The following is a 24,882-nucleotide window of genomic DNA, read 5'->3' as shown; positions in this document are numbered from 1 at the left end:
CAAGCTTTTTTATGTATGTGTAATTGTTATAGCAATTTGTTTATCTAAGTCTCGGTCCCAAACGCGTTGAATTTCAAACGTACCCTTTTCAAAAAATAATGGGAATCTCTCTTTAAACCAATCTTGCATAGGAAGATTTAGTGCTTCATCAATTGGCACCCATAATAATTCGCCCTCAGGAGGGTTCCTAAGAAGTTCACCATCAAATGAGTCTGTCCAATAATTGAATACCATATATCGAACATTTTCTTTCGGATTTACGTATTCATCTAGTCCCTTGAAAATTAAGTTAGAAACGTGAAGGCCGGTTTCCTCTTTCGATTCTCGTATAGCAGCTTGTAAGATGCTTTCTGGGAAATCTACTTTTCCGCCAGGAGCTATGTAGCCAGGAAAACCTCGATGATTGGGACGTTTTATAAGTAAAACGTCATTATTTTGCTGGATCATACACATTGTATAGATGCGGTGCTCGATGTTATGAGGGTTTTGAGGCATAATCATGTATTCTCCTTTATTTTTCTTGATAATTTTACCATAACATAATAGTTTCTTATATAATCAAAAATAGAATAGTACTAATTTTCAGTTATATATATTATAAATCCTATAATCAATTGAAAAGAGGAGAGAGAAATGCAAGGGGAAGTACAAAGAGAAAAAGATTTGGGGTATGTTGGAAAATTATTGTTGCCAGTTAAAGCATCACCACATTTTAAATTTTTGTGGATTGGGCAATTGCTTTCGACTTTAGGCAGTTCTATAACGATGGTTATTTTGCCAGTCGTTGTGTATTCATTAACTGGTTCAACAGTTGTAATGGGAATGACAATGGCAATGTATATGCTTCCTAATGTTCTTGCGTTACCGTTTGCTGGATTAGTAGTAGATCGAATTGATCGGGTGAAATTAATGTTATTTACAGATATAATCCGTTGCACATTAATGCTATTACTTGCAATGCTTATATTTATGGATGTTTTAACAATTCCACTTCTATATGTACTCGTAGCATTATATGGGCTTATGGAAGGGATATTTCAGCCAGCATATGCGGCTGTAAGAGCGAAAGTATTTGTACCGGAAATTCGAAATGCAGCTAATGCATTAACGCAAATGAGTAATCAAGGTATACGACTAATAGGACCGGCTCTTGGAGGATTAGTCGTTTCAGTTGCATCTGCTGGAATAGGATTTGGACTGGATGCAGTAACATATTTGCTATCATTTTTTTGTTTATTATTTTTAAGAGAAATAAAGTTTAAAAAAGTAAAACCCATCGAAAAGAGGAAGATTGATTACAAACAAGAGTTTATGGAGGGTGTTTTCGTTTTAAAAAGTCATCCGTGGTTGTGGGTTACAATTTTAGTTTTTTCTTTTGTAAACATTTGTTATGCCGGCATTATCGTCGTATTAATTCCATGGTTATTTAATGTTCATCATCATTTTGAAGCATACGTGTATGGATTAGGAATGGCATCTTCTGGTGTTGGAGCTGTAATTGCCGCGCTAATATTTGGCGGGAGGGAACGGTGGCATAAGCGGGGATTACTTGCCTATGGTGGTGTACTAATAAGTGGTTGTGCGCTTTTAATAATGCCGTTTATTACTTGGGCACCTGCATTAATTGGATTAATGGCAATTGAAGGGTTCGGTATGATGATATTTGGACTCATTTGGGAAACAAGTTTACAAGAACTCGTACCAGAAGAAGCATTTGGAAGAGTGGCAAGCCTTGATATGCTAGGTTCATTTGCTTTATTGCCACTAGGTTATGTGGTTGTAGGATGGTTAGCTACTGTCATAGGTGGCGAGATAACGATTATAACACTAGCTATATTAGTACTTGTAACAATTGGAATAGCGTTATGTGTACCAAGTATTCGAAGATTTGATTGATGATATAAGGGAAGGGGAACGACTTATATGATTATAGAAAACTTGAACGACATAGTAGCAAAGGAATTGGACAGCGAATACACTTTGCAGGAAAAGATCTTTGAAGCAAAAAATTTCACAGTCTATATCGTTACCCGTAGAGAAAATACGCTAACATATAATCAACTAGTATTATTAAAACATCTTTGTAACGAAAAGCCTTCTGTACATATTTGGCGTAAGAAAATTAGCACCGAAGCAACAGAACTGGAAATCACAAAAGAGGTAACAGAAGCGATTCAATATGGTTTTGTAAATGAAGAGTAAGCCATAATCAAATTAGGGCTTACTCTTCATGGAATACAAATGTTTGTTTCATTTGTTCCCCCTCATTTACCGGATGGCCGTTGTAAGAGAAATTATTTTCTTCCCAAGTGATGACGACTTTGAAATTATGGCTGTGAAAGTCTAAAGGGAATACGATGTAGTCAAAGCTTGTCTGACTTTTTGAAACGTTGTTATGTAATGTAGTAGGATTAAAAGCAACTTTAGAGGTAGGAGTGTTATCAACTATTTCTACAGCTATGTTTGACACATCATTACCGATGTTTTTTACGAGTAAACGATATGTATCATACACACCTTGTTTTGGCTGCACTGCTTGCTTGTTTGCGTTATGGGATTTATCAATTTTGATATACCACTGTTTTGACTTTGATTCAATTGGTAGTGATTGGAATGTGTATGCACTAGCTTGTATTGGCAATGCTAAACAGATTAGTGCAAAGAGAGAAAATATTTTTCTTTTCATTTTTAGAGAGCCACCATTCTGTAACGGATTTATTTATTATTATCTTCTCTTTATGTGAGTATATACCATATAATGTAAGGTGATATTTGTGACAATCATGAATATAATTTATATTTTAAATGCAAAAATTGCTTTTAACATTCAGTTAAACACATCTTATATGGTAGGTGCGGGGGGAATACCGTTATATTAACGGCTGTATTCTTTATGAAAGCTGTGAAAAATAAAAATGAGAATATTGAAGTAGATGTGCAATTAGAGAAGGAAGCTGTGTAGAGATTTTTCTACACAGTTTTTTCTAATGTGAAAAAATTTCCAAAAATATGTTAAAATAACATTGTCATACAACAAGGGGGATTTGTTTTATGGAAAATGGACATCTTGCTAAAGTAGATGTAACGAAAAGAATTGAATCGAAATCTAAGTACAATAAGAAACTTGAAAAATATCAAAGGCGCTTATTAGCATTGCAGCAAATAGTAAAAGAAGAAAAAATCGCAGTGATGCTCGTTATGGAAGGCTGGGATGCGGCTGGAAAAGGTGGAGCGATTAAGCGAGTGACAGAACACCTTGATCCACGTGGGTTCCAAGTAAATCCAATTGGAGCACCAGCACCTCATGAAAAACGGTACCATTACTTGCAACGTTTCTGGCGAAAACTTCCTCAGTACGGACAAATTACTATTTTTGATCGCTCATGGTACGGCCGTGTGTTAGTTGAGCGTGTTGAAGGTTTTGCTACAAAGGAAGAGTGGACGAGAGCGTATGATGAGATTAATGATTTTGAAAAACTATTAACAGATGATCATTATATAGTCGGAAAGTTTTTCTATCATATTAGTAAAGACGAACAATTAAAGAGGTTTAAAGATAGAGAGAACAATCCTTTGAAAAGATGGAAAATTACAGACGAAGATTGGCGCAACCGTGAAAAATGGGATGAATATGTTGAAGCGATGGAAGACATGTTTGAAAAAACAAATAAGCCAAATGCGAAATGGCAAATTATCGCGAGTAACGATAAATTATACGCTCGATTGAAAACGTTGAAAGTGATTATTTCATTAATTGAGGATTACCTCTTAGAACATAATATAGAATTACCTTCGTATTATCATGAAATAAAAGAGGGAAAGACAGAGGTTTTTGCAGCTAATGAAGATGCAGTTGTAAAATAGTACAGAGTTTACATATGAAATATAAAGTAGAGTTACCCTGTAATTTTGAACAATAAAATTACAGGGTATTTTTTTATTTAGAAACATTTTACAATTAACGGAATAAGGTATATAATCAATAATTATATTAACATTGTTAATATAATTATTGATTATATACAATGTGGGGGTCTTATTTTGAAGGGAAGAGATGTTGTTTTAGGTTTATTGATGGAAAAAGAATTGTCTGGTTATGATATTAAAATTGTGTTCGAAGACGTATTTACTCATTTTTTTGATGGGAGTTTTGGAATGATTTATCCAACGTTACGACAGTTGGAAAAAGAGGGGAAAATAAAAAAAGAGGTTATTATGCAAGAAGGAAAACCGAATAAAAAAATGTACTTTATTACAGATGAAGGACGTGAAGAATTTTATCAATACATGCAAACAGATGTAGAGAAAGATGTTTTACGTTCAGATTTTTTAATGAGGATGTATTTCGGTAATTATAGCGATGACAAGGCGATAAAAAAATGGATTGAGGACGAGATTGAAAGGAAAGAGGTATACATTGCGGATCTTCGTTTGAAATATGAAAAGTGGAGAGAAGGTATTACTTTTGTTGAGGAAATTTCACTCGATGTAGGTATCGCATCGTATAGTGCTCAAGTAGAGATGTTGAAAAGAAAACTAGAGCAACTAGAAGCAAAAGAACACAATAAAATGGAAGAATGAAAAATCCGTTCATAATAAATAAAGGGGTAGATGAACATGGAGCAATCAAAGGGTATTAAGGTTGTCTTTTTAATGTGTCTAGGTATATTTCTTTGTATGATTGATACGACAATTATGAATATAGCTTTACCCGCGATACAAACGAGTGTAAATACGTCATTAGAAAAGATGTCTTGGGTATTAAATGTATATACGATGACGATTGCGGTACTCGCCATTCCGTTAGGGCGGATAGCTGATATTTTTGGGAAAGCAAAGATGTATATTCTTGGTTTGATAATTTTTGGCGGTGGATCCGTACTTTGTGCTTTTGCTAATACGGGCGATTTCCTTATCTTTTCTCGCTTTATACAAAGTGTAGGTGCAGCGATTTTATTTCCGACAAGTATGGTAATTGGTGTATCAGCAATGCCATTAGCTAAGAGGCATGTTGCACTTGCAATTTTAGGAGTATCACAAGGATTATCAGCCGCGATGGGACCAGTAATAGGTGGAATTATTACACAAAATTTCGGTTGGAGATGGGTGTTCTTCGTTAATATTCCAATTTGTATTCTTGGAGTCATTTTATGCTGCATTATGTTACAAATAAAAAATGAAGAACGTATTATTTCAAAAATAGATTGGGTAGGACTACTATTAAGTAGCGCAGCAATTTTTTCTTTTACTCTCATATTAGTAAAAGGCAATGCATGGGGATGGCAAAGTAATATAGCTTTGTCTTGTTATGCAATTAGCACTATTTCTCTTATTCTATTTGTTCTAGTGGAACGAAAGATTCATAATCCAATGGTAAATTTAAATTTATTTAAAGATCGTATATTTGTTGGAGCATCTATCGTTGTAATATTAAGTAATTTGTTTTTAATTGGAGTAACTGTATTACTTCCAACGTTCTTAACGAAAATACAAGGCCGAACGGAAATCGAGGCAGCTTTTTTAGTGACACCTATTTCAGCAATGATATTTTTTGTTTCACCAGTTGCAGCAACATTAATTAAAAAGCTTGGCAAAGTAACTATTATTTTGTCAGGCTTTCTTATTATGGGTGTATCTTATTATTGGTTGCAAATGATTGATGTTAATTCAACAAATATAGAAATAATTATTCCATGTATGATATTAGGTGTTGGGTATGGTTTAGTAGTAGGTCCAATTACAGTTTTAAGTGCTTCTTCGTTTGAAGGGGAATTATTAACTGCTTCTCAAAGTGTTGTCTCGATGTTACGACAAGTTGGAATTGTATTAGCAGTTGCAATATTTGTATCTAACTTAACGTACAACATAACTGTAAATAAAGAGAATGTATATCGTTATGCAGAAGAAAAAGTGCGTAATATTCATGTGAATAGTGCCCAGCAAGCTGAGATATTGCAAATAACAAAAGAAAAAATAGAGAACCAAAGTATAGAAACAAATGCAGAAAAACATCAAAATGAAACATTTGTAGAGTTAAATAAAGAGAAAAAAGATGAATTAATCCGCCAAAAAGTAAATGAAGTATTAAATGATGTTCCGGTAGAATATAGAGATATAAAAAGAGAAGAAGTTATGAATCAAGTGACAAAGGAAGTTGAAAAACAAGAGGAAAGTATAAAAAAAGAAGTACTTGTATTTTCGAAGGATGTAAATCACTATACTCGAAATCAAATGGCTATGAGTTTTACAGATTTATATAAAGCAAGTGTGCCGATTATATTCATGTGTGCTTTAGTAAGTTTGTTATTTTTGGAAGGAAAGGCTTGGAGTAAAAGGAGAAGGGGAAGAGCGGTTGGGGGACTGTAAGGGAAATAAGTTAAAGATCAGTTATATTCAAATGATGGAACGCTAGTTATGAAAAAAATAGTATAGTTATTTTGGGAACTCTTCGGTAATGGTTGAAACATAAGCCGTAGGGTTCTTTACATGTATAAATAAATGTTCGTATTTTAAATTTGGGGATTTTGTTGTTCTATAGTACATTAACAAGAGGTATTAGTTTTATAGAAAGGGTGAGAAAATGATAGATACAGCAGATGCTTCAATAAGTAATCATATATATACAGAAGAAGAGCAACAAAAATTATACAAAAGAACATTAATAATCGTAAGTATTTCACAAATGTTCGGCGGAGCAGGGTTAGCTGCTGGCATTACAGTAGGTGCACTTCTTGCGCAACAAATGCTTGGGACCGATGCATTTGCAGGATTACCGGCGGCTATGTTTACAATGGGATCTGCGGTAGCGGCTTTCTTTGTTGGCAAGTTATCACAAAAACATGGCCGCCGCATAGGGCTTGCAGGAGGTTTTATAGTAGGTGGACTAGGGGCTATTGGAGTTGTGGTGGCAGCTTTAACAAATAGTATTATTCTTTTACTAGTTTCTTTACTTATATATGGCGCGGGCACAGCTACGAATTTACAAGCGCGTTATGCTGGAACAGATTTAGCGAATAAGAAGCAAAGAGCAACTGCTATTAGTATTACGATGGTAATGACGACTTTTGGTGCAGTCGCAGGTCCAAATTTAGTAGGTGTAATGGGAAGGTTTGCTCATTCAATTGGAATTCCTGAACTTGCTGGTCCGTTTATATTATCTGCAGCTGCATTTATACTGGCGGGTATTGTCCTATTTGTTATGCTTCGTCCAGATCCGTTACTTATTGCAAATATGATAGAAACATATAAACAAGAACATACATATAAAGGGCAAGCAGTAACAGAAGAAGCGACAGAAAACAAACGAGGTATTACTGTTGGGGCAATTGTAATGATACTTACGCAAATCGTGATGGTTGCGATTATGACGATGACTCCAGTTCATATGGGGCATCACGGTCATGGATTAAGTGCAGTAGGGCTTGTGATTGGTTTTCATGTAGGTGCCATGTACCTTCCATCTCTCGTTACGGGAATGTTAATTGATAAAATTGGAAGAACTACGATGAGTATAGCTGGTGGAGTAATTTTACTAGCGGCAGGTGTCATAGCTGCAATCGCGCCGAGTGATTCTTTAATACTATTAATTGTTGCTTTATCTTTACTTGGATTAGGGTGGAACCTCGGTTTAATAAGTGGTACGGCTCAAATTGTTGATGCAACTATACCTTCCACACGTGCAAAAACACAAGGGAAAATAGATGTGTTCATTGCGCTAGCTGGAGCTTCTGGCGGTGCGATGTCAGGTATGGTAGTAGCGAATTCAAGTTATGCGGCATTGTCATTAGCTGGAGGAGTTTTAGCTTTCATGCTGATTCCTGTTGTGATATGGGCTCGGACAGGTAAAGTGAAACTTTAATTAGTGGGGGGGGTCTTACTGCCCATTAAAGCGGGATAAATAAAATTAAGATAAAAAAAGCTGCGTTCAAAGGGAAGTAACCAATCTTTGAATGCAGCTTTTTTGTAGTTAGTTGTATAAAAAAATGTTAGTTTAAATCCCACTCTATAATAAGGCCTAAATGCGTAAGACCACCGCCAAATCCGTATAGTAAAAGTGTGTCTCCGTTATTTAATTTTCGTTCTTTTCTAGCTAGATCTAGAGCGAGTGGAATAGAGACGGAAGATGTATTCCCCATATATTCCACACTCGTTAATGTTTTTTGCATTGAAATTTGAGATTTTTCGCAAATAGATTCGATCATTCTTAAGTTAGCACTATGAGGAATAAACCAGTCTAGATCATCTATTTGCATATTAGCGGTATGTAATAGTTTTTTTATACCTGCTGGCACCGTACGTGTTGCCCATTTATATACTTCTCGCCCATTTTGCACGATTTTTTCATTTGTTTGCAGTTGTGTGCCATTCATAGTAGTAGATAAGTTTGTTCGGTATAGATGAATACCACCGTGCCCATTTGTTCCCATATGAGCAGCAATAAAGCTCGGTTTGTTTTCATCCCTTTCTAATAAAATAGCGCCAGCACCATCACCGAATAAAATACAAGTCGTTCTATCGGTGTAATCAGTAACTTTAGATAATGTCTCAGTTGCTACGACAAGTACTTTTTTATGTGATCCAGAAGTAATCAAGCTATTCCCAACGTGCAAGCCATATGTGAAACCAGCGCAAGTTGCATTTAAATCAAAAGCTATTGTATGGGGTATGTTGAAGTGTTGTTGTATTTGACACGCGACACTAGGAAAAACATAGTCAGCGGTTGTTGTAGCGACGATGATACAATCTATATCTTCTAAGTTCTTTTTAAAAGTTGTACATAAATTTTCAATTGCTTGAATGGCTAAGTGTGAGGAGTATTCGTCTTCGCAAGTAATTCTTCTTTCCTTCATTCCTGTTCTTTGTACAATCCATTCATCGTTCGTATCAATCATTTTCTCTAAATCGTTATTAGATAATATTTGATTTGGAACATAAGTACCAATTGCAGTAATACGAGATTTAGAATGCATAGGAACATCTCCTAACTTATTTTATAACCTGATACTAATATTAGGTTATAAAAATGTCAATAAAGACTTTTATTATATTGAAGTGATAATGCTTAACTTATTATGAAGGAATTTGGTGAGTGGTGTAAAAATAATATACGATAAGTTTTAAAAATTGATAATGAAGAGAGTTGAGCTCCTTGAAAAGGATTTTGTATATATTTCCTGTTCTCATTATTTGTAGCTTTATTCTCATTATTTTTCCAGAGAAATCTTATGCTTGTGATTGTATGAACGTATCAGCAGAAGATGCATTTCAAAAAAACGATGTAGTATTTGAGGGGAAGGTAATTGAGGTTGGAAGGAAAGAAGGGATTGGGATTGAAGTATTATTTGAAGTGAAGGGAATTTGGAAAGGGACAACGTCTTCGCAAATTATTGTGTATACAAATGGTGGGGATTGTGTGTTTCACTTTGTAGAGGGAGGAGAGTACTTAGTATATTCTTCTCAAAGAGGATCAGAAAAACAATTATACACACATAGTTGCAGTGGAACGAAGAGATTAGATGAGGCAGGGGCGGACAAAGTGGCTTTAAGTCAAATTGCAAAAGAATCTGTTCCGACGAAGAAAGTCGATTTAAAAGATGACATGTTGAACGGTTTCAGTTGGTGGCAAGTTGTTACTCTTTCTGTAGGTCTGTTACTAATAGTAGTTCTTGTGATTTTTATTGTAAGAAGAACGCGCAAAAAATGACGATTAAAGTAAATATATAAGGATTTTCTTTCTGTTTCTATAGGTGGTTTCATCTTGTGAAAGCGAATTACTTATGCTACACTTTATGTAACTTAAAATGAACGGAGGGGCTTCCTTTGATCTTAATCAGATTACGTCTCAATACTTTGTGCCGATAATTGAATAGCGCTCAAAGGCTCTGTCTGTGTACAGAGTGAACGGGATTGGTCTGCCTATTTTAAAGGAACCCTTTATTAAGCTTATATGTGAAAAAGAGGGAGGGACGAATACGCCCTCTTTTTGTTTTGCCTTTATAAATAGAATGGGATTGTATAGGTGAACACTTATTGTGGATACGTATATGATCTTGGGACTTATTGACTATGAGATAGGATGAAAGTATAGCTTTCTCCTGTTTCTTTGGTGAACCCTTATCCGTTTACGAAAACACAGGCAGTGACCTGTGTTTTTTATTTTACGTAATCGAAATGGAGGAATAAATATATGGAAGAATTATTACAAAGAGCAGTTTTAGTTGGAGTAAATTTAGGTAATGAAGATGACTTTGCGTATTCGATGGAAGAGTTAACAAATCTTGCAGAAGCTTGTGATGTAGAGGTAATCGGGCAAGTGACGCAAAATTTACAACGAGTAAATCCGTCCCATTATATCGGAAAAGGAAAGATTGAAGAAGTAGCAGCCTATGTAAATGAAGTAGATGCGAATATGGTAATCTTTAATGATGAATTATCTCCTTCTCAAATTCGAAATTTAGAAGCGGATTTAGATTGCAAAGTAATTGACCGTACCATATTAATTTTAGATATTTTTGCGCAACGTGCGAAAACGAAAGAAGCGCAGTTGCAAGTTGAGGTAGCGCATCTTCAGTATATGATGCCTCGTTTAATCGGGCTTCGTGAATCATTAGGAAGACAGAGCGGCGGAGTTGGTACGAAAAATAAAGGTGTCGGTGAGAAGAAATTAGAGTTAGATCGTCGTAAAATTGAAGAACAGATTTCAGTTTTAAATAAAGACCTAGAAGCACTTGTTGCCCAGCGTCAAACGCAGCGAAAGCAGCGTAAGAAAAATGAAGTTCCTGTTGTAGCTTTAGTAGGTTATACGAACGCAGGAAAATCAACGACGATGAATGCGATGCTTGAAATTTATAATGGTACAGAAGAAAAACAAGTATTTGAAAAAGATATGTTATTCGCGACGTTAGAAACATCTGTACGAAATATTGATTTGCCAGATAACAAATCATTTTTATTAACAGATACAGTTGGATTTGTAAGCAAATTACCGCATCACCTTGTGAAAGCGTTCCGTTCAACGTTAGAAGAAGTAGCGGAAGCGGACTTACTTATTCACGTTGTAGATTACGCAAATCCAAATTATGAACAGTTAATTGATATTACAAATGAAACGTTAAAGAAAATTGGAGTAGAAAATATTCCAACCATTTATGCTTATAACAAATCAGATATGGTAGATGTTGAAATTCCGAAAGTACAAGAAGAACGCGTTTATTTATCGGCAAAGAAACATATTGGAATAGAAGAGCTTGTCGAAATGATTCGCTCACACATTTATAAAGAGTATACGAAGTGTGAAATGTTAATTCCATATGACCAAGGGCAGGTAGTTTCCTATTTCAATAATCATGCGCACGTTTTATCTACGAGTTATGAAAACGAAGGTACGAAACTAGAAGTAGAATGTAAGACGAGTGATTACGAAAAGTATAAGCGTTTTGCGATTTAATAAAAAAGGCGATCCTAATATATGTTAGGATCGCCTTTTTCTTATTCTGTAATAGAAGCCCATTTATAAGAATAAATTCCTGCAAATGGACGAATAACAACACCTTTGACTGTTGGACGTTCTAAATATACAAGTCCTGATTGGAAGATTGGAGCGATAGCTGCATCATCTTCCAGTAATATTTTCTCAGCATCTTGGAACGCTTTCCAACGTGCTGGTAAATCAGTTGCTAAAGTAGAGCTAGTTCTCTCAATTAATTCGTCGTATTTTTTGTTTGAATAACTCATCTTATTAAACGGTCCGTCAGTGACAAACATATTTAAGAATGTTGTAGGATCAGGATAATCCGGTCCCCATGTAGAAAGTGAGATGTCATAGTCACCATTTCCTTCACGGTCTAAAAATGCTTTTACTGGAAGGGGCTGTAATGTGATTTTTAATCCTGGTAAGTTTTTCTCCAGTTCACCTTTTAAAAACTCACTAATTTTCTTATCGTTAGATTCATCAGTTGTTATGATTGAGAGAGAAGCATTTTGTAAATTTGTTTCTTTTTTCGCAGTTTCCCATAGTGTTTTAGCTTCTTTCACATTTGTTTCTACTTTTACATTACTTGTACTGCGAAAATCTTTATTATCAGGTCCTTTTACAAATCCTTTCGGAACGAATGCATTCGCAGGTATAGAACCATTATTTAAAATTGTTGTTGCGATTCCTTGTTTATCAAAAGCAAGCGAAATAGCTTTTCGAGCGTTTTTGTTTGCTAATAAAGGATTCTTTTGGCTAAATCGGAAAAATGTCATAGAAGGACGTTCCATTTTCTTTAAGCTCGGATCTTTTTGATATTTATCAACAAACTCTGAATTAATCGTAATTCGGTCTACTTGTTTGCTTTCAAATAAATTAACGGCTGTGGAAGTATCTTTTACGATATTTACATTAATTTCATTTAACTTCACATTTTTATTATCCCAGTAGTTCGGATTTTTTGTCATTTTATAACTTGTATCATGTTTCCATTCACTTAATTGGAACGGCCCGTTATAAACCACATTTGCAGCTTCAAGTCCGTAATTTTTTCCTTGCGCTTCTACAACTTTTTGGTTTTGAGGATAAAATGTCGCAAATCCCATTAAACCTAAAAAGTATGGAACAGGGTGTTCTAACTGTACTTCTAACGTTTTATCGTCAATTGCTTTTACACCAAATGAGTCAATTGGTAATTCTTTTTTATTTATTTTTTCAGCGTTTTTAATATCGAACATAATATGTGCGTATTCAGAAGCAGTTTCTGGATTTACGGCCCGTTTCCATGCATATTCAAAATCATGGGCAGTCACTGGATCACCATTTGACCATTTTGAATCGTGCAATGTAAACGTATATGTTTTTCCGTCTTCGCTCAGTTTGTGTGATTCAGCTGCTGCAGGAACGGGTTTATTGTCAGGACCAGGCATATATAATCCTTCCATTACGTTGTTTAATGCAGCGTAAGAAAACCCATCGGTTGCGATAGACGAATCAAGTGTAGAAATTTCCCCAGCTTCTACAATATTTAATACTTGTTTTGAAGATTCTTTTTTCTTTTCCCCGGTAGTTGTTGCCTCTTGTTTTTGACCACATGCTGTTAAAAACATAGATAATGTGATTGAGAGTGCAACGATTCCTTTAGTTTTTTTCTTCATAGTTGTCATCCCTTCCTTCATCTCTGTCCTAGTATAAAAGAAAATATAGAAAATTTCTATAAATAAATCCGATAAAACGTATAGAAAAAATATATTATGTGAGAAGTGATATTTCTGGAAAAAGAAATGAAACCAGTATAGAATAGAAATGTTTCAAAAGTCAGAATTTATTACACCTACTGTAATAAATATATATTTTGTACAGGAAGGAGAGATTCATATATGCAGGCAGTTTCGAAAAAAAATACAATGGAAACACCGACGATATATCGAATACTATTTGCGATTAGTTTCGGTCATTTTTTAAATGACTCGATGCAAGCAGTTGTGCCGGCGTTGTTTCCTATTTTGGAAAAAACGATGAATTTATCCTATATGCAAGTAGGGTGGATTGCGTTTGCGTTAAATATGACGTCATCGATTATGCAGCCGGTTTTTGGTATGTATTCTGATAAGAAGCCGTCACCATTTTTATTACCGGTCGGTATGTTTTCGAGTATGCTTGGGATGATTGGACTTGCATTTGCACCGAACTTTATTATTGTTATTATTTCTGTTTTATTTATCGGATTAGGTTCCGCAGTCTTTCATCCAGAAGGGGCTCGAGTTGCTTATATGGCAGCCGGTGCAAAACGAGGTTTAGCGCAAGCGATTTATCAAGTAGGAGGAAATACAGGGAATTCCCTAGCGCCTATTTTTACAGCGTTAATTTTCGTGCCACTCGGCCAAATTGGCTCTTTAGGTTTTACCGCATTTGCAGCGGTAGGAATTGTATTATTAATATTCGTATCAAATTGGTATAGGAATGAATTAGCTACTGGTGCTGTAAGAAGAAAGAAGAGGGCTGCGCTTGAGGCTGAAAATGCCATAGTAAGTACACATATTAAATTTGTTATTATACTTCTTGTTTTTCTTACTTTTGTACGTTCTTGGTACGGTGCTGGTATCGGGAATTTTTATCAATTTTACTTAATTGAACATTACGGTTTATCTATAAAAAATGCCCAGTATTTCGTATTCGCATTTATGATTGCCGGTGTATTAGGAACTTTCTTTGGTGGACCGTTAGCAGATCGATTTGGAAAGAAAACAATTATTGTATTTTCAATGCTAGGTTCGGCACCACTTGCACTTTTATTACCTCACGTTTCGCTCGTATGGGTCGTACCGCTATTCTTATGTATTGGTTTTATTAGTTCAAGTAGTTTTAGTGTAATTGTTGTTTATGCGCAAGAGCTTGTTCCTGGAAAAGTAGGAATGGTATCTGGATTAATTGTAGGGCTTGCGTTTGGACTCGGCGCTTTAGGTTCTGTAGTCCTTGGGAAATTGGCTGACATATATAGTTTACAATTTATTATGCTACTATGTAGTTGTCTACCATTAATTGGTCTTACTTCTTGGTTATTACCAAGTGATAAGAAAACGATAGAATAGGGGATGCACTATGAAATTATGTGAAAATGTTACAGAATTAATAGGAGATACACCTGTCGTCCGATTATCTAAATTTATTCCAGAAGATGCAGCAGATGTGTATGTGAAACTAGAAATGTTTAATCCGTCACGCAGTGTGAAAGACCGTGCTGCCTATAATTTATTGCACGTTGCAGAAGAGAATGGTCTTATCAAACCAGGTGATACAATTATTGAGCCAACAAGTGGTAATACAGGAATCGGTTTAGCGATGAATGCAGCTGCTAAAGGATATAAAGCGATTTTAATTATGCCAGATAATATGTCAAAAGAGCGTATAAATTTATTGAAAGCATACGGCGCAGAAGTAGTTTTAACACCAGCAGAACAAAGAATGCCAGGAGCAATTGCGAAGGCATTAGAACTGCAAAAGCAAATCCCAAATAGTTTTATTCCGCAACAATTTGAAAATCCAGCAAACCCAAATATTCATCGTTATACGACTGCACTTGAAATCTATGAACAAATGGATGGTAAGCTGGATGCATTTGTAGCAACAGCTGGAACTGGTGGGACGATTACAGGGACTGGGGAAACGTTAAAAGAGAAACTACCAAACTTATATATTGCAGTAGTAGAACCGAAAGGATCTCCCGTTTTATCAGGTGGTGTTCCAGGTCCTCATAAACTAGTAGGAACAAGTCCAGGGTTTATCCCGAAAAACTTAAATACAGAAGTGTATAACGAAATTATTCAAATCGCAGACGAAGAGGCTTTAACGACAATGAGAAAATTAGCTAGACAAGAAGGATTATTAGTTGGGCCATCGTCTGGAGCATCTGTTTACGCAGCAATTATGATAGCGAAACGATTAGGCGTTGGTAAAAGAGTTTTATGTATTGCACCTGATACAGGTGAGCGTTATTTGAGTATGGGATTATTTGAATAAAAATGATAGAAACCCCTTAATGGTGAAATAGCGCTATTAAGGGGTTTGTTATAGGTTATTAAGAGAGGAGAAACACAATGAAACTATTAAAACCGACAAATGAATATAGCGAACTAATTATGGAGTATCGAGAGGCATTTTTACATGCGGATGAACAACCACATGGCAGTAGTTCTTTACAAAATTTTGCTGCACTTGATGAATGGTTTGAAAAAGTGAGTAAACAGGAACTGGGAGAAAACTTACAAGATAATCGAGTACCTTCTAGTCAATTTTTAAGTGTTGAACAAGGAGAACTTATAGGCTTTGTGAATATTAGAAAACGATTAAACCAAGAATTATTACGGGAAAGTGGTCATATTGGATATAGTGTTCATCCGAATAAACGTCGCCAAGGTTACGCGACAAAACAATTGAAACTCGCATTATATGAAGCACAAAAGTTAGGATTGCAGAAAGTGTTAATAACTTGCGATAAAGCTAATATTGCTTCGGTTAAAACGATTCAAAAGGTTGGCGGTGTTTTAGAAAATGAAGTAGTTTCTTCTCATACTGGGGAAATTGTTCAGCGTTATTGGGTAAAAATATGATTTAGTGGGAATTTGAAAAGGGAATGTAATGCGCAATATCGAAATAGATAAATGAAAAAGTAAGGGTGTACTGCATTTATAGGGGGAAATGAAGTGGGATTAAAAGAGAAAGCGATAGAAATGTCGGAGGTTTATAGGAAGAATCCGAAAGTGGAGGCTGTTATTTTAGCGGGTTCAGTAGCTAGAAAGTTAGAAGATGAACATTCAGATATAGAATTACATATATTATGGTCAACGCCACCAGAGGATGAGGATCGTAAAGGGCCTATTAATCATATTGGTGGAGTGATTTTGTCATATCATCCTTACGAGGAAGAAGAATGGTCGGAAACATATTTGACAAAAGAGGGAATTAAATTAGAGATTAGTAACTTTTTAACAGAAACAGTAGAGAAAGTTATTTCGGATGTGGTGGATCAATATGATATAAGTTATGAAAAACAATGTATCATATCATCCGTTCATGACGGTGTTAGTTTGTATGGAGAAGAGAAAGTGAATGAATTAAAAGATAGGGTGGTAGCATATCCAGAAGACCTTGCGGAACGGATGATTTCAGAAAATCTTTGGTTAAGCAATCGCTGGCATAATCGAGAGGCACTTTTAAAACGAAAAGACTGGCTTATGTTATATGATGTTATTTGTGAAGTACAAAGGAATATATTTGGGGTCTTATTTGGTTTAAACCGAATGTATGTGCATCACCCTGCATTTAAATGGATGCCGAATAATGTGGAACGAATGAGTATTAAGCCTGAAAACTTATATGAGCGTATGGCGAATACGTTAATAGGGAAACCGGAGTATAGTGTACAGGAGTTAGAGGTGTTAATCGAAGAGCTATTACATTTAGTAGAACAACATGCGCCAGAATTACATATTGCGGAACAACAAAAACATATTCAATATGCGAAGTAAAAAATAAGGGATGTAACAATGAGTTACATCCCTTATTTTTATTTGACTAATTTACCTAGTACGGGTAATCGCTGAATCCTATCACCGAGAATATGTGAAGCGAGTCCGCTTGTTAATACGAATAAAAGGTAAACAATCCCTCCTGCAGCGCCACATATAACAACAATGAGAAGTGATTCGATATAAGATTGTCCAGGAATTAACCATTTTAAAATTGCTTTTAATGCAATTACAACAGCAGACATTGCTGCGGAGTAAATTATGATAAGGAGTACTGTTTTTGCTGTTTCGCCAATTTTAAATTTCGCAAACTTAATGATGCAGTACAACATAATAACATTGGAAACGAGGTATCCAAGAATTGTTCCAAGTACAGCACCGTGTCCGCCAAATAAATGTAAGAGCGGTGTATTTACTAAAACTTTAACGAGAATACCGGCTGAGAAAGCAATCATCGTTTTTCTTTGATAATCGATTCCTTGTAAAATAGCTGCTGAAACTGTGAAAATCGCACTTAATATAGCAGAAGGTGCAAATGAAATTAAATATTGTGATCCACCAAGTGCAATTTCAGGATTTACATAAACCATACGAAATGCATCATAAGCGATACTAGCAAGACCGAATGCAGCTGGGATAGTGAAGAATAACAAGACTTGAAATATCTTTGCAATTTGTTCTTGTAATTCTTCTAGTTTCCCGCTTGTATAAGATTTCGTTATAGCTGGAATGATCGTTAATGAGAATCCGGTTGCAAGTGAAGCTGGAATCATAATTAACTTTTGGGCATAGTTCGTTATATAAGCGAACACTGCATTCGCTGTTTCTAACCGCTCTCCCATCGCTCTAAGGACATCAGCTACAGTATATTGATCTACTAACGTATAGAGCGGAATGGCAATACCGACAAATACAATTGGGATTGCATATCGAAGTAATTCCATATAAATATTTTTTAACGGGATATTCGATGCTCTTGATTTTAATTCTCCTTCGGGAGGTTTTAATCTATTATATTTTTTCCAGTACATCATTAAAATCGAAACGCTGGCAAGTGCCCCGATAACAGCGCCAAACGTAGCAACTGCAACAGAAGAGGCGACTGAACCTCCTAATAGTTTTGAGACGATAAAACTACCAACTAAAATGAAAACAACGCGCGCAATTTGTTCTACGACTTGAGAAACGGCACTTGGTTTCATATGTTGAAAACCTTGGAAATAACCACGTGTAACACTCATAGCTGGTACGATAATAAGTGCGAAACTTAATGCTCGCATCGTAAGTGTTACGTCAGCAATAAATTGTGGATCTGGCGTTTTTGAGCGAATAATAAATTGTGATATGTACGGTGCTCCAATAAATAAAGTTAAAAACCCTAAAAAGCCCATAAACAACATTAATTTTACGCTAGAGTTGTATAATTTTTTGCTTGTACTATAATCACCAAGCGCATTATGCTTTGCAACAAATTTGGAAACGGCAATAGGAATACCAGCTGTTGAGAAGCTTAATAAAATACCGTACCAAGAGTATGCATATCCATATAAAGCGACACCTTGTGTTCCGACTAATAGTTGAAAAGGGAAGAAGTATATAAAACCTAATATACGTGAAATCATTGTTGCACCACTTAATAAAGCAGTACCTTTTAAAACTTTTGAAGTAGACAAAATTCTTTCCTCCTACTCGTGCTGTCTTGCATTCATCGTATACTACTATAAACCCGTTAGCGAAGTTAATACAGTATAAACCATAAATGTTCTAATACTATTCATTTAAAAAGTCATATTTCGAATTTTATAAAAGAAAGTACTCATAAAAATTCAAAATATAAGTTGACACTATTTTTAATGTGTGATAAAAATGATAGTAATCAATTCGGAAAATAATATTTGGGCAATGAAAGGGTATAGTAGTGAATATCTCCCTATTTCAGAGAGCTGATGGTTGGTGTGAATCAGTATATAGATTATTCATGAAGTTCGTCCTGGAGCATCTTTCATAAATCTCACATTATGAGGAAATGAAAGACGGTAGTTTATACCGTTATCAAATAAAGTGGTGAAGATTGTTTCACAACTAGGGTGGTACCGCGATATTTATCGTCCCTACGTATTTACGTAGGGACGTTTTTTATTTAGGTCCTAACTTTGGTGTGGCTTCATAACTAGGGTGGTACCGCGATAATTTATCGTCCCTACGTATTTGCGTAGGGACGTTTTTTATTTAGGTCCTAACTTTGGTGTATCTTCATAACTAGGGTGGTACCGCGATATTTTTGTCGTCCCTACGTATTTACGTAGGGGCGTTTTTTATTAGTAGGGAGGAAGTGAACGTATTAGAAAAGAGTATGGATAGAACAATATAAATACCGAATTGTAATAAAGAAAAAGAGATAGAGAGGAGATTAATAAATGAATTCACAGCAATGGACATCGAAATTAGGTTTCGTATTAGCTGCAGCAGGTTCAGCAATTGGTCTAGGGGCGATTTGGAAATTCCCGTATATGGCCGGAATTGGAGGGGGCGGCGCGTTCTTCCTTATTTTCATCGGTTTCACATTATTAATTGGTTTACCGCTATTATTAGCTGAATTCGTAATCGGAAGAAGTACACAAAAAGAGGCTGTTGATGCATATAGAGAAATCGCACCAAAAACATTATGGCCATGGTTAGGGAAATTAGGAATTGTAACTTGTTTCATACTACTTTCTTTCTACAGTGTTGTAGGCGGATGGATTTTATTATACTTATGGAATGCAATTACAGGTAGACTATGGGAAGGAAATGGAGCATACGAAGCTACGTTTGGTGAAATCATTTCCAATCCGTATTTAGCAGTTGGATCACAGCTATTATTCATCCTTATTACTATTTTCATCGTAAGTAAAGGTGTACAAAATGGTGTGGAAAAAGTAAATAAATATTTCATGCCAGCACTATTCGTTTTATTCTTTGTATTAATCGTTCGGGCACTTACATTAGACGGTGCTGGAGAAGGGGTTCGTTTCTTCTTACAACCTGATTTCTCAAACGTAACATCAGAAGTCATTTTATACGCAATGGGGCAATCGTTCTTCTCCCTATCTGTCGGTGTAGCTGTTATGGTAACGTATAGCTCTTACTTACCGAAAGAAGAAAGTTTACCGCGTTCAGCATTTTCTATCGTAGCTTTAACGCTTGTGATTACATTACTTGCAGGACTTGCAATTTTCCCAGTTGTGTTCGCATTTGGAATGGAACCATCACAAGGACCGGGACTATTATTCATCGTACTGCCAGCTATTTTTAGTAAAATGGCATTCGGGAAATTATTCTTCATCGTTTTCTTATTACTATTCTTCTTTGCGACTATTACTTCAGCAATTTCGATGTTAGAAATTAGCGTTGCATCTTTAACTGCAAAAGGTAAAGGGAAACGTGAAAAAATGGCTTTAATCGTAGGGTTATTAATCTTCGTTGTTGGAGTACCATCAGCATTATCATTTGGTATATTAAGTGATCTGAAGATTTTTGGAAAGACAGTCTTTGATTTAGCGGATTATGCAGTTAGTAACGTACTAATGCCACTTGGTGTTTTATTAGTTTCTATCTTCGTTCCTTTAAAAATGAAGAAAGATGTATTAATGAAAGAGCTTGGGGTAAGTAAAAATAAGGGTTATAAACTGTTCGTGTTATGGTTGTTTTTACTTCGCTTTATCGCACCAATCGCGATTATTATCGTATTCTTAAATGTACTTGGCATTATCTAAAAAGAAAGGTAGCGCATCGTTTTATGATATGCTACCTTTTTATTTTGCTCTTTTTTGCAGTTCGTTTACTGTTACGAACTGATAGCCCTTCTTAGATAATGAGTTTAAAATACCTTCAATGGTCTGTAAATTTTCATTAGACTCATCATACATAGAGTGCAGTAAAATGATAGAACCTGGTTTTACGTTTTTAGCAACATATTCAATTTTATCGTCCGCAGATTTATAAAAAGTATCAGGTTCAAGGTCCCATGTGATTGTTTCGATATTATTTTTATTTAAATAATAGGGCAGACCAATTAGCTTTTTACCGTTAGGTGGTCTAAAATCAATTTCACCTGTATATCCTGTTTGGCGGATTAATGCATTCGTTTTTTCTATTTCTTCTTTAATAAAAGAAGGTGTTTTAAAAACCATTCTGTTATGAGAGTATGTATGGTTTCCAATTTGGTGTCTAGATTGTACGATATCTTCTCCTAACGATAGGTTTTTCTCTAATTCATTACCGATTAAAAAGAATGTAGCTTTTGCATTGTATGTATCTAGTAGCGGTAATATTTGTTTTACATTGTTAGTAGGGCCATCATCAAAAGTTAAAGCAATCACTTTTTCATTTGTTTCTACTCGGTTTGTTAAATCTCCAAACAATTGAAAACTTCTTGCGTTCATCAATTTGTATGTTCCAAATAATGCTACAGTAATAATGAATAATGTAATGATTGTAATGATTATTTTCTTGTTCATAAAGCAACCTCACTATATTTTTGGATTGGACTAAAAAGTATTATATCAAACTAAGTAATTTCATGCTTTAAAAAGTATGAAGATGCAAGGAGCAGAGATTTATCATATAATAAAATACAAAAGGTATATTAGGAGGTGTTTAAATGGCGATTATAATTCAATTGCCGGACACTGCAACGTCTCATGCAAAGCCAAGTATGGAAATGGCGATACTTTGCGTGAGGTAGACAAGTAATATACAATCGCCTAAATGAGCTCGTATCATTTTTTATATTTGGCTTTGCACCTTATTGAAATGAATCATAAAAAATAAGGGGCGAGCAGAAATGAAATACGTTAAAGCTGCGACAGTTTTACCAGAAAGTTTAATTATTGAAATTCAAAAGTATATACAAGGTGAAACAATTTACATTCCAAAACAGGAAACAAAACATTATAAATGGGGCACACGATCTGGAGGAAGAAAACAACTAGATGAAAGAAATAAAGCAATTAAAGAAGCGTTTAAAAGTGGGCTTTCTGTTCATCAACTTGCAGAGGAGTATTTTCTGTCCGGAGAAACGATTAAAAAGATAGTGTATTCTAAATGAAGATAAAAGAGTCTAGTTCAAATATTATTTTGAACTAGACTCTTTTTGCTTTGTATGTATCGGATATATTGTGAATGAATGGACAAGATATTAGAAAAAATGTGCCGTTTTTATACTAGAATATAGAGCATTTGAGTGAAAAGCAGAAAGGTGAGCATATATGAATCATTTAGGACAAATAACGATAGAACTATTTTTTGGTTTTTTTGTGCTATTGATTGCTACTAAAATATTAGGGAAAACACAAATATCTCAGTTAACGCCATTTGATTTTATTTCTGCCATTGTTCTTGGAGAATTAGTCGGAAATACTATATATGATCCGAAAATAAAAATATGGTCTATTTTATATGCCGTACTTGTATGGGTAGTGTTAATCTATTCAATAGAAGTGGTAACACAAAAATTTAGAGGGACGAGAAGTTTTTTTGAAGGCTCACCTTCAATCATTATCCGTAATGGATATATTGATCGGGAACAATTAAGTTCAAATCATTTGGATATGAATCAACTACAACAAATGCTTCGGCAACAAAAAGACATATTTTCAATCAGAGAAGTTGAATATATGATTTTGGAACCTAATGGGAACATAAGCGTTTTGAAGAAAAGTAAATACGAATCACCCACTATAAATGATTTAAGTGTAAAACATAAGCCTGTATACTTACCGATTTCATTAATTAGTGATGGAAAAGTAGTGAAAGATAATTTGAGAGAAGCTGGCTTTGATGAAGGATGGCTGTATAAACAAATAAAGCAAAAAGGAATTACTAAATTTGAAGATGTATTATATGCAGAATGGAAAACAGACGATGGTTTCTTTTGTCAGGAAATGAAGCGGTAGAACATAATCGAAGTATGTAATATTCGTTTCTAAGTTATCTTTTACATATCAAAAAGCTGAATCTTTGTATACAATAAAACTAAATCAACAATTTGTATGGAGTGATAAAGATGGAAGCTTTTATTAGAAGTGATCAATACAATTTTATAAAATCACAAGCTTATATTTTAGCAAATGGGCATGCAACGGCAAATGATAGAGGTGTCATTCAAGCGCTAAAATCACTTGCGATTGAAAAGATAATACATGTATTTGAGAATTTAACGGATGAACAGAAAGAGTTAATTGATACGGTATTAACAGTTCAAAATAGAGAAGATGCAGAATCGTTTTTAATGAAAATAAATCCGTATGTCATTCCGTTTCAGGAAGTTACAGCGCAAACATTAAAAAAATTATTTCCTAAAGCGAAAAAGTTAAAACTTCCTGATATGGAAGAACTGGATATGAAAGAATTATCTTATTTAAGCTGGATTGATAAAGGATCAAGCAGGAAATTTATTATAGCGAAAAATGATAAAAATAAGTTTGTTGGTCTGCAAGGTACGTTCCAAAGTTTAAATAAAAAAAGCATTTGTTCATTATGTCATGGGCATGAAGAAGTAGGAATGTTTTTAGTTGAAATTAAAGGTGATGTACAAGGAACTTTCGTGAAAAAGGGAAACTATATTTGCAAAGATGGTGTAGTTTGTAATCAGAATATGAAATCACTTGATAAATTGAACGATTTTATTGAACGATTGAAGAAATAAAGAAGGAGCCTCTAGTATTTAAACTGGAGGTTTTTATTTTTGAAGAAGTAATAATAAGCTTCTTTTATAGTTGTAAATTTATAAAAAAATCGGGTCATTTATAATGAAATTAGATAAAAATATCTATTTGGATACAGTTGCTTATATGCAAGGAGGTAAAACATGAATTACGAAGAGATATTAAAAGTGAAACGGTGGCCTAAAGATACGATAGCGGCAGGTCGAGGGCATACAGTTGCTCTGAAATCAGATGGCACGGTAGCAGCAGTAGGGCGAAATAAAGAAGGAGAATGCAATGTAAGTGGCTGGTATGATATTGAAGCAGTCGCAGCGGGCAATGTTCATATGGCGACGAACACCGGTAACGCTCATACAATCGCTCTGAAATGTGATAATACTGTGGAAGCGGTGGGATGGAATAAGCATGATCAGTGTGATGTGAACGACTGGCATAATATTGTATCGGTTGCGGCAGGATGGCGTCGTACTATTGGTCTTAAACTGGATGGTACGGTAATAGCGGCCGGGCGAAATAAAGAAGGAGAATGCAATATAAGCAGCTGGAGAGATATTGTGGCGGTTACGGCGGGTGACTGGCATACAGTTGGTCTTAAATTGGATGGCACGGTGACGGCAGTAGGTAATAATCGATATGGCCAATGTAATGTAAGCGAATGGAGTGGTATTGGGGCGTTGGCAGCTGGTTATCTTCATACTGTTGGTTTGAAATCGGATGGCATAGTGATGGCCATGGGGAATAATAAACATGGTCAATGTGATGTAAGCAGCTGGAAAGATATTGTGGCAATAGCGGCAGGGAGTAATCATACAATCGCTCTGAAATCAGATGGTACTGTGGCGGCAGTAGGTTCGAATGGGTATGGCCAATGTAATGTAAGCGATTGGAAAGATATTGTAGCAATAGCGGCGGGTTGTGCGCATACGGTCGGCCTGAAATTAGACGGAACGGTGGTAGCGGTAGGGGATAATACATACGGTCAATGCGACGTAAGTAACTGGTGTAACATCCGATTGCCTGGCAAATAGTTAATTTACAATAAATCATTAGTAATATTATTCTATCATGCCTTTCGAGAGGACTCCCACCTCTAAACGTAAGTGAAGGTGGTGAGGTGAATCGAAAGAAATATTTTATTTTCAAGAAAAAAGAAGAAACATACGTTCCTTTTTTGTTA

At 35.2% G+C, this 24,882-nt stretch carries 23 protein-coding genes, 1 pseudogene and 1 other annotated feature; of the genes and pseudogenes, 18 read left to right on the top strand and 6 right to left on the bottom strand.

Annotated elements, in window-relative coordinates; all coding sequences use genetic code 11:
- Window positions 1-9: 9 nt before the first annotated feature.
- Window positions 10-495: an 8-oxo-dGTP diphosphatase gene (locus tag MR115_RS26995; protein ID WP_242243334.1), complete on the bottom strand. Its 486-nt coding sequence runs from the start codon at window positions 493-495 to the stop codon at window positions 10-12.
- 138 nt (window positions 496-633) lie between these two features.
- Between MR115_RS26995 and MR115_RS26990 the strand changes: the two genes are divergently transcribed.
- Window positions 634-1,896 (top strand): MFS transporter, encoded by a 1,263-nt coding sequence (locus MR115_RS26990; protein WP_242243333.1) that lies wholly within the window; start codon window positions 634-636, stop codon window positions 1,894-1,896.
- A 27-nt stretch (window positions 1,897-1,923) separates the two neighbouring features.
- Entirely contained in the window at window positions 1,924-2,202 is a 279-nt protein-coding gene (locus MR115_RS26985; RefSeq protein WP_242243332.1) for a hypothetical protein, read from the top strand.
- Between the two features lie 19 nt (window positions 2,203-2,221).
- Here MR115_RS26985 and MR115_RS26980 read toward each other — a convergent pair whose 3' ends face one another.
- Window positions 2,222-2,686 carry a hypothetical protein gene (locus MR115_RS26980; RefSeq protein ID WP_242243331.1) on the bottom strand — a complete coding sequence of 155 codons (465 nt, stop codon included), beginning with the start codon at window positions 2,684-2,686 and terminating at the stop codon, window positions 2,222-2,224.
- Between the two features lie 82 nt (window positions 2,687-2,768).
- Between MR115_RS26980 and MR115_RS26975 the strand changes: the two are divergent.
- The 5 genes and pseudogenes from MR115_RS26975 to MR115_RS26955 form a co-directional block, all read left to right on the top strand.
- Window positions 2,769-2,962 (top strand): annotated as a pseudogene (locus tag MR115_RS26975) (carbon starvation CstA family protein); the annotation flags it as partial.
- 89 nt (window positions 2,963-3,051) lie between these two features.
- Window positions 3,052-3,864 carry a polyphosphate kinase 2 family protein gene (locus MR115_RS26970; protein WP_063263602.1) on the top strand — a complete coding sequence of 271 codons (813 nt, stop codon included), beginning with the start codon at window positions 3,052-3,054 and terminating at the stop codon, window positions 3,862-3,864.
- Between the two features lie 177 nt (window positions 3,865-4,041).
- On the top strand, window positions 4,042-4,581 hold the full coding sequence (locus MR115_RS26965) for a PadR family transcriptional regulator (protein WP_063263601.1): 540 nt from the start codon (window positions 4,042-4,044) through the stop codon (window positions 4,579-4,581).
- A 36-nt stretch (window positions 4,582-4,617) separates the two neighbouring features.
- Window positions 4,618-6,366, top strand: a complete 1,749-nt coding sequence (locus MR115_RS26960; RefSeq protein ID WP_242243330.1) for an MFS transporter — start codon at window positions 4,618-4,620, stop codon at window positions 6,364-6,366.
- 214 nt (window positions 6,367-6,580) lie between these two features.
- Entirely contained in the window at window positions 6,581-7,858 is a 1,278-nt protein-coding gene (locus MR115_RS26955; protein WP_242243329.1) for an MFS transporter, read from the top strand.
- A gap of 127 nt (window positions 7,859-7,985) precedes the next feature.
- Here the strand turns inward: MR115_RS26955 and MR115_RS26950 are convergent, their stop codons facing one another.
- The gene (locus tag MR115_RS26950; protein ID WP_242243328.1) at window positions 7,986-8,969 is read right to left on the bottom strand and encodes a ketoacyl-ACP synthase III; all 984 of its coding nucleotides are present in this window, start codon (window positions 8,967-8,969) and stop codon (window positions 7,986-7,988) included.
- 179 nt (window positions 8,970-9,148) lie between these two features.
- On the opposite strand from MR115_RS26950, the gene MR115_RS26945 reads away from it, so the two are divergent.
- Window positions 9,149-9,703 carry a cobalamin biosynthesis protein CbiN gene (locus MR115_RS26945; RefSeq protein WP_242243327.1) on the top strand — a complete coding sequence of 185 codons (555 nt, stop codon included), beginning with the start codon at window positions 9,149-9,151 and terminating at the stop codon, window positions 9,701-9,703.
- 483 nt (window positions 9,704-10,186) lie between these two features.
- Window positions 10,187-11,446 carry a GTPase HflX gene (hflX, locus tag MR115_RS26940; protein WP_000391884.1) on the top strand — a complete coding sequence of 420 codons (1,260 nt, stop codon included), beginning with the start codon at window positions 10,187-10,189 and terminating at the stop codon, window positions 11,444-11,446.
- A 41-nt stretch (window positions 11,447-11,487) separates the two neighbouring features.
- Here the strand turns inward: hflX and MR115_RS26935 are convergent, their stop codons facing one another.
- The gene (locus tag MR115_RS26935; RefSeq protein ID WP_242243326.1) at window positions 11,488-13,128 is read right to left on the bottom strand and encodes a peptide ABC transporter substrate-binding protein; all 1,641 of its coding nucleotides are present in this window, start codon (window positions 13,126-13,128) and stop codon (window positions 11,488-11,490) included.
- 222 nt (window positions 13,129-13,350) lie between these two features.
- On the opposite strand from MR115_RS26935, the gene MR115_RS26930 reads away from it, so the two are divergent.
- From MR115_RS26930 to MR115_RS26915, 4 genes are all read left to right on the top strand, one after another.
- Entirely contained in the window at window positions 13,351-14,562 is a 1,212-nt protein-coding gene (locus MR115_RS26930; protein ID WP_242243325.1) for an MFS transporter, read from the top strand.
- 10 nt (window positions 14,563-14,572) lie between these two features.
- Complete coding sequence (cysK, locus tag MR115_RS26925; RefSeq protein ID WP_242243324.1) at window positions 14,573-15,490, top strand: cysteine synthase A; 918 nt, start codon at window positions 14,573-14,575, stop codon at window positions 15,488-15,490.
- 77 nt (window positions 15,491-15,567) lie between these two features.
- Entirely contained in the window at window positions 15,568-16,080 is a 513-nt protein-coding gene (locus MR115_RS26920; protein WP_242243323.1) for a GNAT family N-acetyltransferase, read from the top strand.
- A gap of 93 nt (window positions 16,081-16,173) precedes the next feature.
- Window positions 16,174-16,998, top strand: coding sequence for a DUF4037 domain-containing protein (locus MR115_RS26915; protein WP_242243322.1), 825 nt, complete (start codon window positions 16,174-16,176; stop codon window positions 16,996-16,998).
- Window positions 16,999-17,036: 38 nt separating this feature from the next.
- Here the strand turns inward: MR115_RS26915 and MR115_RS26910 are convergent, their stop codons facing one another.
- Window positions 17,037-18,671, bottom strand: coding sequence for a putative polysaccharide biosynthesis protein (locus tag MR115_RS26910; RefSeq protein ID WP_242243321.1), 1,635 nt, complete (start codon window positions 18,669-18,671; stop codon window positions 17,037-17,039).
- A gap of 220 nt (window positions 18,672-18,891) precedes the next feature.
- Window positions 18,892-19,114 (top strand) — a binding site (T-box leader).
- Window positions 19,115-19,415: 301 nt separating this feature from the next.
- Between MR115_RS26910 and MR115_RS26905 the strand changes: the two genes are divergently transcribed.
- Window positions 19,416-20,753: a sodium-dependent transporter gene (locus MR115_RS26905; protein WP_001088193.1), complete on the top strand. Its 1,338-nt coding sequence runs from the start codon at window positions 19,416-19,418 to the stop codon at window positions 20,751-20,753.
- Between the two features lie 39 nt (window positions 20,754-20,792).
- On the opposite strand, the gene MR115_RS26900 is transcribed toward MR115_RS26905, so the two are convergent.
- Window positions 20,793-21,497 carry a polysaccharide deacetylase family protein gene (locus tag MR115_RS26900; protein ID WP_242243320.1) on the bottom strand — a complete coding sequence of 235 codons (705 nt, stop codon included), beginning with the start codon at window positions 21,495-21,497 and terminating at the stop codon, window positions 20,793-20,795.
- Window positions 21,498-21,823: 326 nt separating this feature from the next.
- On the opposite strand from MR115_RS26900, the gene MR115_RS26895 reads away from it, so the two are divergent.
- The 4 genes from MR115_RS26895 (at window position 21,824) to MR115_RS26880 (ending at window position 24,733) form a co-directional block, all read left to right on the top strand.
- Window positions 21,824-22,087: a CD3324 family protein gene (locus MR115_RS26895; RefSeq protein WP_242243319.1), complete on the top strand. Its 264-nt coding sequence runs from the start codon at window positions 21,824-21,826 to the stop codon at window positions 22,085-22,087.
- 160 nt (window positions 22,088-22,247) lie between these two features.
- Window positions 22,248-22,934 carry a DUF421 domain-containing protein gene (locus MR115_RS26890; RefSeq protein ID WP_242243318.1) on the top strand — a complete coding sequence of 229 codons (687 nt, stop codon included), beginning with the start codon at window positions 22,248-22,250 and terminating at the stop codon, window positions 22,932-22,934.
- Between the two features lie 110 nt (window positions 22,935-23,044).
- A complete protein-coding gene (locus MR115_RS26885) occupies window positions 23,045-23,686 on the top strand; it encodes a FusB/FusC family EF-G-binding protein (protein WP_242243317.1) in 642 nt (213 codons plus the stop codon).
- Between the two features lie 162 nt (window positions 23,687-23,848).
- Window positions 23,849-24,733: an RCC1 domain-containing protein gene (locus MR115_RS26880; RefSeq protein WP_242243316.1), complete on the top strand. Its 885-nt coding sequence runs from the start codon at window positions 23,849-23,851 to the stop codon at window positions 24,731-24,733.
- Window positions 24,734-24,882: the final 149 nt, after the last annotated feature.

The organism is Bacillus cereus group sp. BfR-BA-01309 (assembly GCF_022664315.1).
GTDB lineage: Bacteria > Bacillota > Bacilli > Bacillales > Bacillaceae_G > Bacillus_A > Bacillus_A mobilis.
This window is presented reverse-complemented; position numbering and strand designations above follow the sequence as displayed.

Bases quoted from the DNA above. Each gene is read 5' to 3' on its own strand.
- MR115_RS26995 (WP_242243334.1), bottom strand. From the start codon at position 495: ATGCCTCAAAACCCTCATAACATCGAGCACCGCATCTATACAATGTGT.
- MR115_RS26990 (WP_242243333.1), top strand. From the start codon at position 634: ATGCAAGGGGAAGTACAAAGAGAAAAAGATTTGGGGTATGTTGGAAAA.
- MR115_RS26985 (WP_242243332.1), top strand. From the start codon at position 1,924: ATGATTATAGAAAACTTGAACGACATAGTAGCAAAGGAATTGGACAGC.
- MR115_RS26980 (WP_242243331.1), bottom strand. From the start codon at position 2,686: ATGAAAAGAAAAATATTTTCTCTCTTTGCACTAATCTGTTTAGCATTG.
- MR115_RS26970 (WP_063263602.1), top strand. From the start codon at position 3,052: ATGGAAAATGGACATCTTGCTAAAGTAGATGTAACGAAAAGAATTGAA.
- MR115_RS26960 (WP_242243330.1), top strand. From the start codon at position 4,618: ATGGAGCAATCAAAGGGTATTAAGGTTGTCTTTTTAATGTGTCTAGGT.
- MR115_RS26955 (WP_242243329.1), top strand. From the start codon at position 6,581: ATGATAGATACAGCAGATGCTTCAATAAGTAATCATATATATACAGAA.
- MR115_RS26950 (WP_242243328.1), bottom strand. From the start codon at position 8,969: ATGCATTCTAAATCTCGTATTACTGCAATTGGTACTTATGTTCCAAAT.
- hflX (WP_000391884.1), top strand. From the start codon at position 10,187: ATGGAAGAATTATTACAAAGAGCAGTTTTAGTTGGAGTAAATTTAGGT.
- MR115_RS26935 (WP_242243326.1), bottom strand. From the start codon at position 13,128: ATGAAGAAAAAAACTAAAGGAATCGTTGCACTCTCAATCACATTATCT.
- MR115_RS26930 (WP_242243325.1), top strand. From the start codon at position 13,351: ATGCAGGCAGTTTCGAAAAAAAATACAATGGAAACACCGACGATATAT.
- cysK (WP_242243324.1), top strand. From the start codon at position 14,573: ATGAAATTATGTGAAAATGTTACAGAATTAATAGGAGATACACCTGTC.
- MR115_RS26920 (WP_242243323.1), top strand. From the start codon at position 15,568: ATGAAACTATTAAAACCGACAAATGAATATAGCGAACTAATTATGGAG.
- MR115_RS26905 (WP_001088193.1), top strand. From the start codon at position 19,416: ATGAATTCACAGCAATGGACATCGAAATTAGGTTTCGTATTAGCTGCA.
- MR115_RS26900 (WP_242243320.1), bottom strand. From the start codon at position 21,497: ATGAACAAGAAAATAATCATTACAATCATTACATTATTCATTATTACT.
- MR115_RS26895 (WP_242243319.1), top strand. From the start codon at position 21,824: ATGAAATACGTTAAAGCTGCGACAGTTTTACCAGAAAGTTTAATTATT.
- MR115_RS26890 (WP_242243318.1), top strand. From the start codon at position 22,248: ATGAATCATTTAGGACAAATAACGATAGAACTATTTTTTGGTTTTTTT.
- MR115_RS26885 (WP_242243317.1), top strand. From the start codon at position 23,045: ATGGAAGCTTTTATTAGAAGTGATCAATACAATTTTATAAAATCACAA.
- MR115_RS26880 (WP_242243316.1), top strand. From the start codon at position 23,849: ATGAATTACGAAGAGATATTAAAAGTGAAACGGTGGCCTAAAGATACG.